Annotated in this window: 13 protein-coding genes; 7 read left to right on the top strand and 6 right to left on the bottom strand. The window is 71.8% G+C overall.

The genetic code is table 11. From position 1 onward, the window contains the following. The first annotated feature begins 130 nt into the window (after nt 1-130). Complete coding sequence (locus ACIBF8_RS15435; RefSeq protein WP_396783499.1) at nt 131-2,842, top strand: hypothetical protein; 2,712 nt, start codon at nt 131-133, stop codon at nt 2,840-2,842. 87 nt (nt 2,843-2,929) lie between these two features. Continuing rightward, entirely contained in the window at nt 2,930-3,316 is a 387-nt protein-coding gene (locus tag ACIBF8_RS15430) for a hypothetical protein (RefSeq protein WP_396783497.1), read from the top strand. 302 nt (nt 3,317-3,618) lie between these two features. Here ACIBF8_RS15430 and ACIBF8_RS15425 read toward each other — a convergent pair whose 3' ends face one another. After that, nucleotides 3,619-4,200 (bottom strand): TetR/AcrR family transcriptional regulator, encoded by a 582-nt coding sequence (locus tag ACIBF8_RS15425; protein ID WP_396783495.1) that lies wholly within the window; start codon nt 4,198-4,200, stop codon nt 3,619-3,621. Nucleotides 4,201-4,265: 65 nt separating this feature from the next. On the opposite strand from ACIBF8_RS15425, the gene ACIBF8_RS15420 reads away from it, so the two are divergent. Next, on the top strand, nt 4,266-5,279 hold the full coding sequence (locus ACIBF8_RS15420; protein WP_396783494.1) for a hypothetical protein: 1,014 nt from the start codon (nt 4,266-4,268) through the stop codon (nt 5,277-5,279). A 220-nt stretch (nt 5,280-5,499) separates the two neighbouring features. Next, on the top strand, nt 5,500-5,625 hold the full coding sequence (locus ACIBF8_RS15415) for a helix-turn-helix domain-containing protein (protein ID WP_396783492.1): 126 nt from the start codon (nt 5,500-5,502) through the stop codon (nt 5,623-5,625). Between the two features lie 1,065 nt (nt 5,626-6,690). Here the strand turns inward: ACIBF8_RS15415 and ACIBF8_RS15410 are convergent. Both ACIBF8_RS15410 and ACIBF8_RS15405 read right to left on the bottom strand, forming a co-directional pair. Further along, nucleotides 6,691-6,885: a DUF397 domain-containing protein gene (locus ACIBF8_RS15410; RefSeq protein ID WP_396783491.1), complete on the bottom strand. Its 195-nt coding sequence runs from the start codon at nt 6,883-6,885 to the stop codon at nt 6,691-6,693. Further along, nucleotides 6,873-7,619 (bottom strand): Scr1 family TA system antitoxin-like transcriptional regulator, encoded by a 747-nt coding sequence (locus ACIBF8_RS15405; RefSeq protein ID WP_396783489.1) that lies wholly within the window; start codon nt 7,617-7,619, stop codon nt 6,873-6,875. Before ACIBF8_RS15405 ends, ACIBF8_RS15410 begins: the two co-directional genes overlap by 13 nt. A gap of 381 nt (nt 7,620-8,000) precedes the next feature. Here ACIBF8_RS15405 and ACIBF8_RS15400 point away from each other — a divergent pair, with 381 nt between their 5' ends. From ACIBF8_RS15400 to ACIBF8_RS15390, 3 genes are all read left to right on the top strand, one after another. Further along, nucleotides 8,001-8,300, top strand: coding sequence for a hypothetical protein (locus ACIBF8_RS15400; RefSeq protein WP_396783487.1), 300 nt, complete (start codon nt 8,001-8,003; stop codon nt 8,298-8,300). Beyond that, the gene (locus ACIBF8_RS15395) at nt 8,300-8,545 is read left to right on the top strand and encodes a flavin reductase (protein ID WP_396783485.1); all 246 of its coding nucleotides are present in this window, start codon (nt 8,300-8,302) and stop codon (nt 8,543-8,545) included. Before ACIBF8_RS15400 ends, ACIBF8_RS15395 begins: the two co-directional genes overlap by 1 nt. 257 nt (nt 8,546-8,802) lie before the next feature. Beyond that, nucleotides 8,803-10,641 carry an NHL domain-containing thioredoxin family protein gene (locus ACIBF8_RS15390; protein ID WP_396783483.1) on the top strand — a complete coding sequence of 613 codons (1,839 nt, stop codon included), beginning with the start codon at nt 8,803-8,805 and terminating at the stop codon, nt 10,639-10,641. Nucleotides 10,642-10,672: 31 nt separating this feature from the next. On the opposite strand, the gene ACIBF8_RS15385 is transcribed toward ACIBF8_RS15390, so the two are convergent. The 3 genes from ACIBF8_RS15385 to ACIBF8_RS15375 are packed head-to-tail and all read right to left on the bottom strand — an operon-like array spanning nt 10,673 to nt 12,925. After that, nucleotides 10,673-11,422: a LamB/YcsF family protein gene (locus tag ACIBF8_RS15385; RefSeq protein ID WP_396783482.1), complete on the bottom strand. Its 750-nt coding sequence runs from the start codon at nt 11,420-11,422 to the stop codon at nt 10,673-10,675. Then, a complete protein-coding gene (locus ACIBF8_RS15380; protein WP_396783768.1) occupies nt 11,406-12,368 on the bottom strand; it encodes a biotin-dependent carboxyltransferase family protein in 963 nt (320 codons plus the stop codon). The genes ACIBF8_RS15385 and ACIBF8_RS15380 overlap by 17 nt, the downstream gene beginning before the upstream one ends. Continuing rightward, on the bottom strand, nt 12,266-12,925 hold the full coding sequence (locus ACIBF8_RS15375; protein WP_396783480.1) for an allophanate hydrolase subunit 1: 660 nt from the start codon (nt 12,923-12,925) through the stop codon (nt 12,266-12,268). Before ACIBF8_RS15375 ends, ACIBF8_RS15380 begins: the two co-directional genes overlap by 103 nt. Nucleotides 12,926-12,968: the final 43 nt, after the last annotated feature.

The raw sequence follows: 12,968 nt of genomic DNA, 5'->3' as shown, positions 1-12,968 counted from the left end.
TTGGACGTGTCGTGCCACCACCCGATACCGTGCGGGGAGCCGGCACAGCGGTACGCCGGTGACGCCGGCAGCCCCGCCGAGGAGACCGATCGGCACCGGCGAGCCGACATGTGATGGAGGAGGCGTACCCATGACGTCCGAGGGCCCGCACCGCCCCGGCCAAGAGCCGGACGAGGTGTCACCGGGCGCCGGCGGACCGGCGCCGTACGGCGACCGCCCGGCGCAGCCGGACAACGGCCAGAACGCCGCCGGCCCCGACCTGGGCTGGGCACCCCCGCCCCCGACGCGGCCCAACCCGTCGGCGCCGGCCTGGGCGACTCAGTCCGAGCAGCCGCCGGCCCCCGCCTGGGGTGCCGCCGCTGCCCCGCAGCCCAACGACCCGGCGCAGCCCGCCTGGGCCGCCGGCGGTGGCGCGAGCGAGCCGCCGCAGCAGCAGCCCGGCGCGTGGCCCGGCAACGACGGCGCGCCGGCCCCCGCGCAGCCCGACCCCTGGGCAGCGCAGCAGCAGGGCTGGACGCCGGCCGAGCAGAGCACACCCGCCCCCACCTGGACCCCGAACGCCCCCGCTGAACAGCCGGACTGGGTGCAGGTCCAGCCGGCCGCTCGAGGCGCCGCGCAGGTTCCCCCGGCCACCGCCGCCTGGCCCGCCCAGGAGGACCCGGCCAGCGCCGGCGGCTGGGGTGGCGGCGCTCCGCAGGCCAACCCGTCCGCCGGTGACTGGCGCGGGGCCGAATCCGCGCAAGCCGACTCGCCGCAGGCCGCTGGCTGGTCCGGCGGCGCTCCGCAGGATCAGGCCGCCGGCAGCGGTGGCTGGCCCGCCGGCAACACCGCACGGGACGACCAGCCGGTGTGGACTCCGGCGGAGCAGTCGCCGCCGGCCTGGGGCCAGCCAGCCGAGCCGACCGAGCAGCCCGCCGCCGGCTGGGGTCAGACCGCCCCGCCGAACGCGGCCCGTGGCGCGGCCCAGGTGCCGGCCCCAACGACGAACTGGCCGGCGCAGGACGACCCGGCTCACTCCGGCGGGTGGGCCGCGCAGCAGGCGCAGCCCGCCGGGTGGAACGACGGCAGCGACGCGCGGCAGGACCAGCCCGCACAGCCGGCTGCCTGGGGCGGCGCCGAGAGCCGTGCACAGCAGCCCGACTGGGTGCTCGCACAGCCCGACCAGCCGACCGATCGGCCGGCGCAGGCGGGGTGGACCCCTGCGGAGCAGAGCAACCTCCCGGCCCGCGCCAGCGTTGCTGGCACCGACGGCGCGCAGGGCAACTCCGGCGTGCCGGAGGTCGAGCCGTGGGCACCCGGCGAGGTGTGGGGCCGCGCGGAGGCGGAAGCTTCCGCCCAGTCCCGTGGCGGCTGGGAGGCGGACCGGGGCGACGAGGCACCGGCCTACCAGCCCGGGCCCGCGCCGGGCATCTCGCCGGCGAACGCCGTGCCGCTGCCCCCGCAGGAGCAGCGCGTGCCGGGCGCCAGCCTGGCCGCCGCACCGCCGGCCGACTACGCGGCGCAGGCCCAGTTCGCACCGATCCCCGAGCAGCCCGGCTACGCCGAGCGAGAGACCCCGGACGCCGCCGCGCAGTACGGCGGCCGCGCCGAGGACCCCTCCGCGAGTGGTGCCGTGGTGCCCGCCCCGCGTACCTCTCCGGAATCCGGAGCGGGTCGCGCGGTCGTACCGGTGTCGGACGCCGAGTCGGCCGCTGGCGCGGCGGCCCGGGCCACGGCGAGCGCTTCGGTGCCGTTGGCCAGCCGGGTGATGCCCCCGACCGACCAGGCCATCCGACCGACCGGCACGGCCACACCGCAACCCCGGGTGTACGGCCGCCCGGCTCGGCCCGAGCCGGAGGCCGAGCCCGAGCCGGAGGCGTTCCAGGGCGACCCGGGCGCCGACCGCCAGGGTGCTCCGGAGTGGCAGAACGAAGCGCAGCGTCAGGTCGCCCCCGATTGGCAGAACGAGCCTCAGCGGCAGGCCGGGCCCGACTGGCAGAACGAGCCCCAACGCCAGGTCGCGCCCGACTGGCAGAACGACGTGCAGCGGCAGGTTGGGCCCGGCTGGGGCGGCGAGTCCCCGGCCGATCCGCGCTTCGACGAGCGGCAGCCCGCACCGAACGCGTTCAATGAGGCCCCGTCGGCACCGCCGGCGTTCCCACCGGGTGTGCCGTCCTTCGTCGACGCTCCGGGCAACAGCAGGCCGGTGAACGGCACCCGGCCGCACGCCGGTGCCGAGCCGCCGGTGGACCAGTTCGGCGGCCCTGGGTCGCCTGCGGCCGGTGCCGCGACGGTGAACGGGACGGCGGCCTTCGGCGCGCCGAACTTCGGCCCGGGCTCCGGCGGCCCGAGCTCCGGCGGCCCGGGCTTCGGCGCCGGGCCGGCGACCGAACCGGTGCCGGGTGGCGGCTTCCCGCCGTCATTCCCGCCGCCGTCGCACCCCGCGCCGTCCTGGGGCCAGGAGGCCGGCCCCGCGGACCAGGGCCGGTTCGACGCGTTCAAGCCGGACGCCGCCGACGAGCCGAAGGTGGAGGCACCGACGCCGAAGGTACGCAACGGCCGGGTGCTGGCCGCGGTGCTGATCGCCGCGGTGCTGATCCTGGCGGTGCCGCTGGGCCTGCTGCTGCTGCTCGGCAAGGTCGGCGGGGACGACACGCCGGCCTTCGACCCGGCGGTCGGCACCTGCGTGAAGCAGTCCGGGCAGGGTGGCGCCTCGGCGGCGGACTGCGGCGAGGCGGGCGCGTTCACGATCGTCTCGAAGGTGGACGCCAAGGAGAAGTGCACCGACACCACGCAGCCGCACGTGGTGCTGCCGGGCGAGGGCACCAACCGGGTGCTCTGCCTGAAGCCGGCCACGAAGTAGCTCCATCGACGGCGGGGTCACGGGCGACCGTGGCCCCGCCGTCGTGATACCCGCAGGTGGTGTCGGCATCTCAGGCACAATCCAGTTGTGGAACGTGAGTTGGCGGCGGCGCTGGAGCCGATCTTGTCCGATCTCGGGAAGCCTGGCGGGGTGCGGCCCGATCTTCGCGATGAGCCGTGGCGAGAGGACCCACAGACCGCCAGCGCCTTCCTCTACGCTTCCGACGGTTCCGGCCAGGGGATCTCGGTCGACCTCGGACTACCAGCCGTGACACAGGTCGTCGCGCTCGCCGACCAAGTTCAGGACTGGGCGGTGGAGGCCCTGTGGTCGCTGGGCCGCGCCACCAACTGGCCGCCCTGTCCCCAGCATCCCGATAGCCACCCCCTGGCAGCGGTGGTGCGCGGAGACCGAGCGGTCTGGGCTTGTCCCGCCCTTGGGACCGAGATCAGCGAGATTGGGACGTTAGGTAGCTAGCGAGTCCCCGGCCGAGCAGAGGCGGAGTCCCGATGTCGGTCCGGCTCGTGACTCGCGCCCTTGATCGTTGGCAGCTGACCAGCCCGACACGCCGTGCACCGCACTGCTGAGCTGCCAACGATCGCCACGACGATCCCGAGCAATGGCAAACAGGCCTTCCGATCGAGCTTGGCGACGGGTTCTCGCGTGCGCTACTGCTTCAACGCCGTCAGTCCGGTGCGGAGTTCGTATCGCTGAGTTTCACTGGGCCCTGGCGTTATCCACAGTCTGTCCGTCGCCGTGCCGATCCGGTCGGTGCCGCGTCAGCCGCGGCCGCGTACCAGGGGCAGGAACACCTCGTCCACGATTTCGACTAGGACCTCTTCGGGGACCGAGGGGATACCACGCATTGCGTACTCGGCCCGGAGCAGCATCATCGGTGTCGTTGCCACCCGGTGGTGGACCGCCGCCGCCGGCACCTCGCCCCGGGCTGCGGCCCGTTGAAGCATCGCGAGCCAAGCGTGGTCCATGGTGTCTGCGCCGGACCGTTCGCGCATAAGGGTGAGTAGCTCCGGGTCGTCGGCTGCGGCGGCGAGCAGACCGCGCAGGATCGCTCCGTGCGGCGACGACCATGTCTGGTTGGCCTGTCGAAGCATCTCGAGTGCGTCTCCTCGCAGCGTGCCCGTGTCAGGGTTCGGGATGGCGGCGTCGGACAGGTGGCGATACGCCGCGATGCCCAGGGCCGCCCGGTGCGGCCATCGGCGGTAGATGGCATTTTTGTTGGTCCCGGCGCGAGCGGCGACCCGATCCATCGTCATCCCCGCGTATCCGGACTCGCGTAGTTCGTCCGCTGCAGCGTGCAGAATCGCCCGTTCCAACTCCTCGCCGCGGCGCCTTGTGCTCATGCCTTGTAGGGTACTGGACGTACCTTATAGGGTACGTGAAGTACCGTAAGAGGAGAGGAAACTTGATGCGTGTCTTCGGCATCAACTACGATTCCGGCTTCGTGAGTGCCGGATCCACCACTCACGAGCCGTTCGACGCCGACACTGTGCGGAATGACCTGCGTGTCATCCGCGAGGAGCTGCACTGCGACGCGGTCCGTATCACCGGCGGTGTCCAAGACCGGCTGGAGCTGACCGCGCGGCTCGCGGCCGAGGCTGGGCTCGAGGTGTGGTACTGCCCGTTCACCAACGGCCTGGACCGCGACGAGCTCAGGGCGTTCGTGCTCGACGGCGCCGAGCGGGCTGAGCGGCTGCGCCGCGGCGGCGCCTCGGTCGTGTATCTGACCGGTTCCGAGATCTCGATGTTCACAGACGGATTCCTGCCCGGCCGTGACCTGGCGGAGCGGATGGCGCTGTTCACCGATCCGATACGGATGAGGGAGGCGGTCCCTGCGGCCCGGGCCGCAGTGCGCGACTTCCTCGCCGAAGCGGTGTCTGCGGTGCGCGAGCGGTTCGGCGGCCTCGTTGGATACGCCTCGATCCCGCTCGAGGACGTCGACTGGTCGCCGTTCGACATCATCGCCAGCGACGCTGGTTACCGCGACGCAACCAATTCCACGGCGTTCCCGCGAAGCCTGGCGGCGGCGGTGGGGCAAGGCAAGCCGTACGCCGCGACCGAATTCGGCTGCTGCACATTCCGCGGTGCGGCCGACGTGGCCGGCGGGTCAGAACCGGTGACCTACGACGAGCACGGCCGTGCCGTGAAGCTGACTGCGGAGTTGGAGCGCGACGAGGAAGGCCAAGCGCGCTACATCGTTGACTTGCTGCGCGATTACGAGGCTGGCGGGGTGGAGGCGGCGTTCGTGTACACGTTCGCGAATCGGCACCTTCCGACCACCGACGATCCTGAGCATGACTATGACTTGGCCGCACGTGGGATTGTGCGCGTGCTGCCGGACGGCTCATGGACGCCCAAGGCCGCCTTTCACGCCCTCGCCGAGTACGGCCGTTCCCGCACGCGGAGCCGGTCTGCCTCCTAGACATCGAACCCCGACACTCCGGTCACGAGTTCAGTCGGGGAGGTGGTTGCTGGCAGAAGCTGGAACCCCTCGCCGATCGCCCTAGCGCCGGCCCAGCCTCGCCCGCCGGTCATCCCGTCCGGCGTTCGGACGTTGCCGGTCCTCGTCTGTTTCGGCAACCCGCCGACGACGCCCGATCCGGTGGCGGCACCGCCCACGACCGCCCACCAGAGTATCGGCGGTGCTCGCCGCGACGCCGGGCGCGAGCCCCGCACAGGTGGCGGCCCGCCTGGGCGTGTCCGAACGCACCGCCCGAAGGTACATGCCCGCCGAAACGACGCCGCCAGGCGCCCTCCGGCCTGCCTGACCTGCCCGTCCGGGCCGATCACGGTCGGGAGGCGGCAATGGCCACCTCCCGACCGTGTCAACCGACCCGTACGACGGAGTCTTCGGCTCTGCGTTGACTCATTCCTAAGGGCCGCTACAGTTGGGGGTGTAACGCGACGCACAAAAAGAGCGTTACAGCTTGTTGCGGGCATGTCGCCTAGGGCCTAGTAACTCAGGGCGACGACTCGCGGTTGCTGGTGTGGGCTCGTCTACCCCATGGGTTAGGCGGGCCCGCTCCGCGCGAAGTCGGTCATGATGCTGACCACCTTCAACGCCCAGTACATAATTTGCAGCAAGATCGCTGCGCCTGTTCCTCTGCTCTGCCAGCTGCTTGGCGCGGCGTACGGGATCAGAGTTCTTTTCCTGCCCTGGGGCTTCCTCTTCCGGCTCGATTTGATCACCTCCCTTCGGTCTCGTGTGCCCTGAGTAAGGCACCTGATGACCGCGACGGAGTAACGGTGATTCCGTAGCCGTAGCGAGCCGAGCCCGGATGGGCGTCATCAATGGATTGAGCCGATAGTGTGTGCTCTCCTCTGCGTTAGGGGTGCGCGCGCCGAGCTTCGGCCTTGGCCCGGTAGTCGGGCCCAACCCGTAGGCGACTTACACCCTTGTAACCCTCGCCCTCCATTGCAGACGGTTCAGGAAGCCGGGTCAAGTCGTACGGCGTCTCGCGCAGAAAACGGCTGATGGCCGACTCGTCCGAACGTACGAGGAAGGCGAGGAGCCTGGCGGCTGCCTACTCATTGGCTGTCACGCATGGAACGCTACGACAACACGGGTGCCCCTGCCTCAACCCCTCTAGCGCTGTAGCTCGCGCTGCGTCTACCCAGAATCACGCTGTGTGGCCGTTGTTGACGGACTGCGCATGACAGTGCAAGTCAGTGCAGTTGATCTATCCGCTCGGCGGATGGGTCCACTCATCCGAACGCTAGACAGACCATGCAGATTCGGGCACGCGTAGCGCTGTGGCTGGCGCGCCGTTCCGCACAACGCAAAGCGCCCGCCTCCGATATCGGGACGGGCGCTTCCGTACATCTGGCGTTGATTACGACCGCTCGGCGACCTGGCCGACGAACGCGACCCACGCGGCCGGAGCGAAGGTCAGCGCCGGACCCGCTGGGTCCTTCGAGTCGCGCACCGCGACGACGCCCGGAAGGTTGTCGGCAACCTCGACGCAGTCGCCGCCGTTGGAGCTACTGCGGGTGCTCTTGCGCCAGAGGGCGCCGGTCAGGTCAGCCATGATCTTGCCTCTAGGTAGTCGATGGTTTGGCGGCGTGGGAGAGCCACTGAACGCAGCGTATCCCAGGTGGCCCAAAGGGCAGCGGTGTCGTTGGTCAGCCGTCCGGCAGCCTGATCATCGAGGTAAGCGACATCGCCGTCTTCAGTAGTGGCGATGACGAACGGCCCCGCTTGCCCGGCGTGAAGGCCCGCGTCCAACGGCAACACGTGCACAAACACATTCGGCCGCTGGGCCATCTTGACCAGGTGGTCTAGCTGCGGGTTCATGATCTCGGGGTCGCCACGACGAAGAGCGAATTCGTCAATCACCGCGACGAAGAGCGGGGGCTTGCGCCGGTCGAGCACCGCCGTTTGCCTGCGTAGCCGGGTCTCGACGTAGTCCGCAACCTCGTCCGGGCCGAGGACCCCACTGGCTAGCACCGCCGAGGCGTAATCGGGGGTTTGCAACAAGCCGGGAATGACCGCCACCTGAAAGGCGCGCAGGGCAGACGCCTGAAGCTCGGTCTCCACCCACGGGCGTAGCCACGCCGGTTCCCGCCGCTTCAAGACGTCCGGCCAAATGTCCTCAGCCTCACGGCCGAGCGCAGCGGCTGCGGCTGCGCGGTGGCGCGGATGTGGGACTCGGCCGGGGTTGACCCAGCGCGCCACCGTCTTCGGGTCTACGCCGACCTGCTCGGCAAGACTTTCGACGGTCTCACCTGTGTCAGCCAATGCCGCTCGTAGCGCCTGGTTCATGCCCACCTCCGAGCGGACGTCTTCGACGTCTATAGAACGTATAGCTACGTGGTGTAGCCGTCCAGCTTCGATGGGCAAGGTGCTTTGTAGACGGCGCGGCCGGTGGGGACCCCGAGACCCGGCGGACGCGTTCGTACCGGGGCCGCCCCTGGCGTACCGACAGCACCCACGGGGACGGCCCCTTCCCAGAGCTACGAGCAGGGGGAGCAACGTGCCGGACCAGCCACCCGAACCGAAGCCTGAACGGCGGCCCGCGCGTGGGCCCGCCCCGGCGAGGCCGCCGACGCCCTGGCCGCCGGGGACCTTCGTCCCGGTTGGGCCGTCCCCAACTGGGCCGTTTACACGCCTTAACCGCGTCCCTGATAGCCGTTGGGGGCACGCATGAGTGGCGCCGCGCGGAAGGTGGCGACGGGCGACGTCCTGCACCTGACCCGCGCCGCGAGTGTGCAGTTCATGCGCCCGATCTTCGTTCGCGTGATTCGGGTACTCGACTGGCCGACGTACGACGGTTGGCTCTGGCTCGACGGGTACGAGCTGGGCGCGAGCGGGGACGCTGTCGCGCGGCGTTCGTTGTTCGTCATGTCCGGCGGCCTGGTTTGGCAAAACCCGCCGGCCCTGGCCCCAGCGTCCCGGCCGACCGCCCGCCGCCCGGTCGCTCGTACGCCCGTGCGGGTCGGCTGATGCGCGACCAGCCGGAGCACAAGCCGTTACGCCCGTCGTGGCGTTGCCCTAACTGCGGCATCTTGTGGCCCTGCTCGGCCGCGAAGCTGCGCCTCCTCGGCCAGTTCCGCGACGATCGTCCGGGCCTGCTGGTGCACATGGCGAAGGTTCAGGAGGAGGCAACGGCCGACCTGAAGGATCTCAACCCGGACGCCAGACTGCCGGACCTGACCCCGCGCTTCGTCGGCTGGGCTGAACGCCGGTAGCCGTCTCAACCGCCCGCCCCGGCGCTGGTGCCTCGTCCCCCGAGGCTGACCGCCCGGGCGGCCCTTTGCGCTGAGCAGTGCCAGCATCACGCGGAGCCCGGCGTTGGCTCGGTACGCCTGACTTTGCGTCAGGCAAGGCGCGAGTAAGCCGCGAAGCGGCGGGAGCGCAACGAGGGCGGCGCGGGCTAGAAAGCCCAAGGCCGTTTGTCATCCGAGTCACGACGGCCGACCCGGCGCGGCGTGGCAGGCTGACAGGCATGGGAACGACAGCGCGGGTACGTGCCCCCGAACTGCGGGGCCGGCAGTGGCTCAACACCGGCGGCCGGAATCTGACCTTGCAGGACCTTCGCGGCAAGATCGTCATCGCGGATTTTTGGACGTTCTGCTGCATCAACTGCCTGCACGTGCTCGACGAGCTACGCCCGCTGGAGGAGAAGTACGGCGACGTGCTCGTCGTGATCGGCGTGCACTCGCCGAAGTTCGAGCACGAGAAGGACGCCGACGCGCTCGCTGCCGCAGTGGAGCGGTACGGGGTGCACCACCCCGTCCTCGACGATCCCGAGCTGGACATGTGGCAGCAGTACGCGGCCCGGGCCTGGCCGACCCTGTCGGTGATCGACCCCGAGGGGTACGTGGTGGCCACCATGGCGGGCGAGGGCCACGCCGAAGGGCTGGCCCGTTTGATCGACGAGCTGATCGCCACCCACGAGGCCAAGGGCACCCTGCACCGGGGGCACGGCCCGTACGTCCCGCCGCCGGCGCCGGAGACCGCGCTGCGCTTCCCGGGCAAGGCGGTGCTGCTGCCGAACGGCAACCTGTTGGTCTCGGACTCGGCCCGGCACTCCCTGGTCGAGGTGGCCCCGGACGGCGAGACGCCGGTGCGCCGGATCGGCTCGGGTGAGCGGGGCCGGGCCGACGGGCCGGGTGCCGCGGCGACGTTCTCCGAGCCGCAGGGGGTGTGCCTGCTGCCCACGCACGTCGCCGAGGTCGCCGGCTACGACCTGGTGGTGGCCGACACGGTCAACCACCTGCTGCGCGGCGTACGGCTGGAGTCCGGCGAGGTGGTCACCGTGGCCGGCAGCGGCCGGCAGTGGCGCGCCGAGGTCGACGACCACGCCCACGACGCGCTCGCCGTGGATCTCTCCTCCCCGTGGGACCTGGCCTGGTACGACGACAAGCTGATCATCGCGATGGCCGGTATCCACCAGCTCTGGTGGTTCGACCCGATCAAGCGGACCGCCGGCATGTACGCCGGCACGACGGTCGAGGCGCTGCGGGACGGCCCGCTGGCCGAGGCGTGGATGGCGCAGCCGTCAGGGCTCTCCGTGTCCACCGACGGCACCCGGCTCTGGATCGCCGACAGCGAGACCAGTGCCGTCCGGTACGTCGAGAACGGTGTGTTGGGCACCGCCGTCGGGCAGGGCCTGTTCGACTTCGGGCACGTGGACGGCCCGGCGGAGTCGGCGCTGCTCCAGCACCCGCTGGGCGTGTGCGCCCTGCCGGACGGCTCGGTGCTGATCGCGGACACGTACAACGGCGCGGTGCGCCGTTTCGACCCGGCCAGCAACCAGGTCTCCACGGTGGCCGACGGGTTGGCCGAGCCGAGCGACCTGGTGCTCACCCCGTCCGGCGAGGTGCTGGTGGTGGAGTCCGCCGCACACCGGTTGACCCGGCTCGCGCCGGGTGCCCTGTCGGCGGCGGGTGCCAGCACGGTGGACGGCCCCCGGCACCGCACCGAGCGCAAGCCGACCGACGTCGCGGCCGGCGAGGTGACCCTGGACATCGTCTTCACCCCGGCGCCGGGGCAGAAGCTGGACGAGACGTACGGGCCGTCGACCCGGTTGGTGGTCTCCGCGTCCCCGCCGGAGCTGCTGGTGGACGGTGCCGGCACCGGCACCGAGCTGTCCCGTCGGCTGGTGCTCAACGCCGAGGTCACCGCCGGGGTGCTCCAGGTGACCGCCCAGGCGGCGACCTGTGACGCGGACGTCGAGCACGCGGCGTGCCATTTGACCCGGCAGGACTGGGGCGTACCGGTGCGGGTGGTCGACGGCGCCGTGACCCGGCTGCCGCTGGTGCTTCGCGGCCTGGACGCCTGAGGTGGTCGGAGGGGCCGCTGGGCCCCTCCGGTCAGGCGAACGGGGCCAGGGTGATGTCGGCGTCGATCAGGGTGGCGCGGACCAGTTCGGCGGCGGAGACCGCGCCCGGGGTGTCGCCGTGCACGCAGATCGAGTCGACCGAGCAGGGGATGACGGTGCCGTCGACCGCCACCACGCTTCGTTCCGTGGCCATCCGCACCGCCCGTTCGGCCACCTGTTCAGGGTCGGTGATCACCGCGCCGGGGGTGCCGCGCGGCACCAACGCCCCGTTGGGCAGGTAGGCGCGGTCGGCGAAGGCTTCGGCGACGACCGGCAGGCCCGCGCCGACGGCGAGTTGAGCGAGCGTCGAGCCGGGCAGGCAGAGCACGGGCAGCTCGGGGTCGTAGCCGCTGACCGCGGCGACAACGGCCGCTGCCTGGGATTCGTCGGTGCTGGCCGCGTGGTAGAGCGCGCCGTGCGGCTTGAGGTAGCGGACCCGGGTGCCGAACAGTCGGCAGAACCCGTCCAGCGCCCCCAACTGGTAGGTCACCTCGTCGCGCAGCTCGGCGAAGTCGTACGCGATGTGCCGCCGGCCGAAGCCGGCCAGGTCCCGGTAGCCGACCTGCGCGCCCACCGCGACTCCGCGTCGCGCGGCGCCCTCGCAGACCCGCCGCATGGTGGACGGGTCGCCGCCGTGGAAGCCGCAGGCGACGTTGGCGGAGGTGACGAGGCTCAGCAGCGCCTCGTCGTCGCCGAGTCGCCAGATGCCGAATCCCTCGCCCAGGTCAGCGTTGAGGTCCATGGAATCTGACGGTAGTCCCTGGCCGGGCCTGCGCGAGCGGGGTCACGTCGGTGACCACCCCGATGACGGGGTATCCACCGGTGGTCGGATGGTCCGCGAGGAAGATCAGGGGTTGTCCGTCCGCCGGCACCTGCACCGCGCCGAGCACGATGCCCTCGCTGGGAAGTTCGCCGGCGACCGCGCGGGGCAGTGCCGCGCCGGCGAGCCGCGCGCCGACCCGGTTGCTCACCGGGCTGACGGTGTACGCGCTGCCGAAGAGCCGGTCGAGTGCGGCCGGCGTGAACCAGTCGTCGCGGGGGCCGGGGCGCAATGTCAGGTGTAGCTCCGATGCGGGGCTGGAGTAGACGGTCGAATCCACCGGCGCGGGCGCGTCGGCCGGTTGGCCGAGCGGCAGCCGGTCGCCGTCCCGCAGCGGAGCTGGCCCGAGCCCGGAGAGGGTGTCGGTGGCCCGGCTGCCGAGCACCGGTGGCACGTCGATTCCGCCCGCCACCGCCAGCCAACTCCGTACGCCCCGGCGGGCGGGACCGATCCGCAGCACCGTCCCGGCCGGCACGGTGAGTGGGCGCCCGATGTCACCGGGCCGAACGCCGGCCTGGACCGGGACGTCGGCACCGGTGACCGCCACCGTGGTGGCCCGGGTCAGCCGCAGGGTGCAGCCGGTCAGGGTGATCTCCAGGCCGGCGGCGTGCTCCGGATTGCCGACCAGTCGGTTGGCCAGCCGCAGGGCAGCCGGGTCGAGGGCACCGGACCGGGGCACGCCCAGGTGTGCCCAGCCGGGGCGGCCGAGGTCCTGCACGGTGGTGAGCGCCCCGGCGCGGAGCACCTCGATGGTGGCCGGGTGGGTCACGCCGCCACCATCCGGACCGTGCGGCCCGGACCGAGTCGGGCCGGCGGGTCGGCGGTCACGTCGAACAGCACCAGGTCGGTCCGACCGACCAGCTGCCAGCCGCCCGGGGACGCGCCCGGGTAGATGCCCGCGTACGGGCCGGCCAGCGCGACCGAGCCGGCCGGCACCCGGGGGCGCGGCGTGGCCAGCCGGGGCAGCGCCAACTCGGCGGGCAGCCCGGTGAGGTAGGGAAATCCGGGGGCGAAGCCGCAGAACGCGACCCGGAACCGGGTGCTGGTCAACCGGTGTCGCACCGCTGACACGTCGACGCCCCAGTGCGCCGCCACCGCCGGCAGGTCCGGCCCGTCGAAGCAGACCGGCACGACCACGTCCGCGTCGTCGTCGTGGCTGGCTGTGGTCTTGTCGGGGCGGACGGTCGCGGCGGTGACGGCGGGCGCCCACCGGGTCACCTGCTCGGCCGTGGTGCTCGGGTCGGGCAGGCCGTCGAGCAGTACGGTCCGGGCCGCCGGCACGATCTCGACGGCGATCAGGTCGCCCCGCTCCCGACGCCGCCACAGTTCGGCCCGCCACGCTTCGACCAGGGTGGCCTCGGGAACGTCGGCGGAGTCGGTGCAGTCGAGTAGCAGGGCGTGCGCCCCGACGGGTCGGATCCGCATCCGCTCATCCTTGCCGATGTCGTGTCGGTTCGGTGTTCACGAT

This window comes from Micromonospora sp. NPDC050276 (genome assembly GCF_044459545.1).
In the GTDB taxonomy this organism is placed as follows: Bacteria; Actinomycetota; Actinomycetes; order Mycobacteriales; family Micromonosporaceae; genus Micromonospora.
This window is presented reverse-complemented; position numbering and strand designations above follow the sequence as displayed.

Excerpts from the sequence above, each read along its gene's own strand:
- ACIBF8_RS15435 (WP_396783499.1), top strand. The coding sequence starts at position 131 with ATGACGTCCGAGGGCCCGCACCGCCCCGGCCAAGAGCCGGACGAGGTG.
- ACIBF8_RS15425 (WP_396783495.1), bottom strand. The coding sequence starts at position 4,200 with ATGAGCACAAGGCGCCGCGGCGAGGAGTTGGAACGGGCGATTCTGCAC.
- ACIBF8_RS15420 (WP_396783494.1), top strand. The coding sequence starts at position 4,266 with ATGCGTGTCTTCGGCATCAACTACGATTCCGGCTTCGTGAGTGCCGGA.
- ACIBF8_RS15410 (WP_396783491.1), bottom strand. The coding sequence starts at position 6,885 with ATGGCTGACCTGACCGGCGCCCTCTGGCGCAAGAGCACCCGCAGTAGC.
- ACIBF8_RS15405 (WP_396783489.1), bottom strand. The coding sequence starts at position 7,619 with ATGAACCAGGCGCTACGAGCGGCATTGGCTGACACAGGTGAGACCGTC.
- ACIBF8_RS15400 (WP_396783487.1), top strand. The coding sequence starts at position 8,001 with ATGAGTGGCGCCGCGCGGAAGGTGGCGACGGGCGACGTCCTGCACCTG.
- ACIBF8_RS15395 (WP_396783485.1), top strand. The coding sequence starts at position 8,300 with ATGCGCGACCAGCCGGAGCACAAGCCGTTACGCCCGTCGTGGCGTTGC.
- ACIBF8_RS15390 (WP_396783483.1), top strand. The coding sequence starts at position 8,803 with ATGGGAACGACAGCGCGGGTACGTGCCCCCGAACTGCGGGGCCGGCAG.
- ACIBF8_RS15385 (WP_396783482.1), bottom strand. The coding sequence starts at position 11,422 with ATGGACCTCAACGCTGACCTGGGCGAGGGATTCGGCATCTGGCGACTC.
- ACIBF8_RS15375 (WP_396783480.1), bottom strand. The coding sequence starts at position 12,925 with ATGCGGATCCGACCCGTCGGGGCGCACGCCCTGCTACTCGACTGCACC.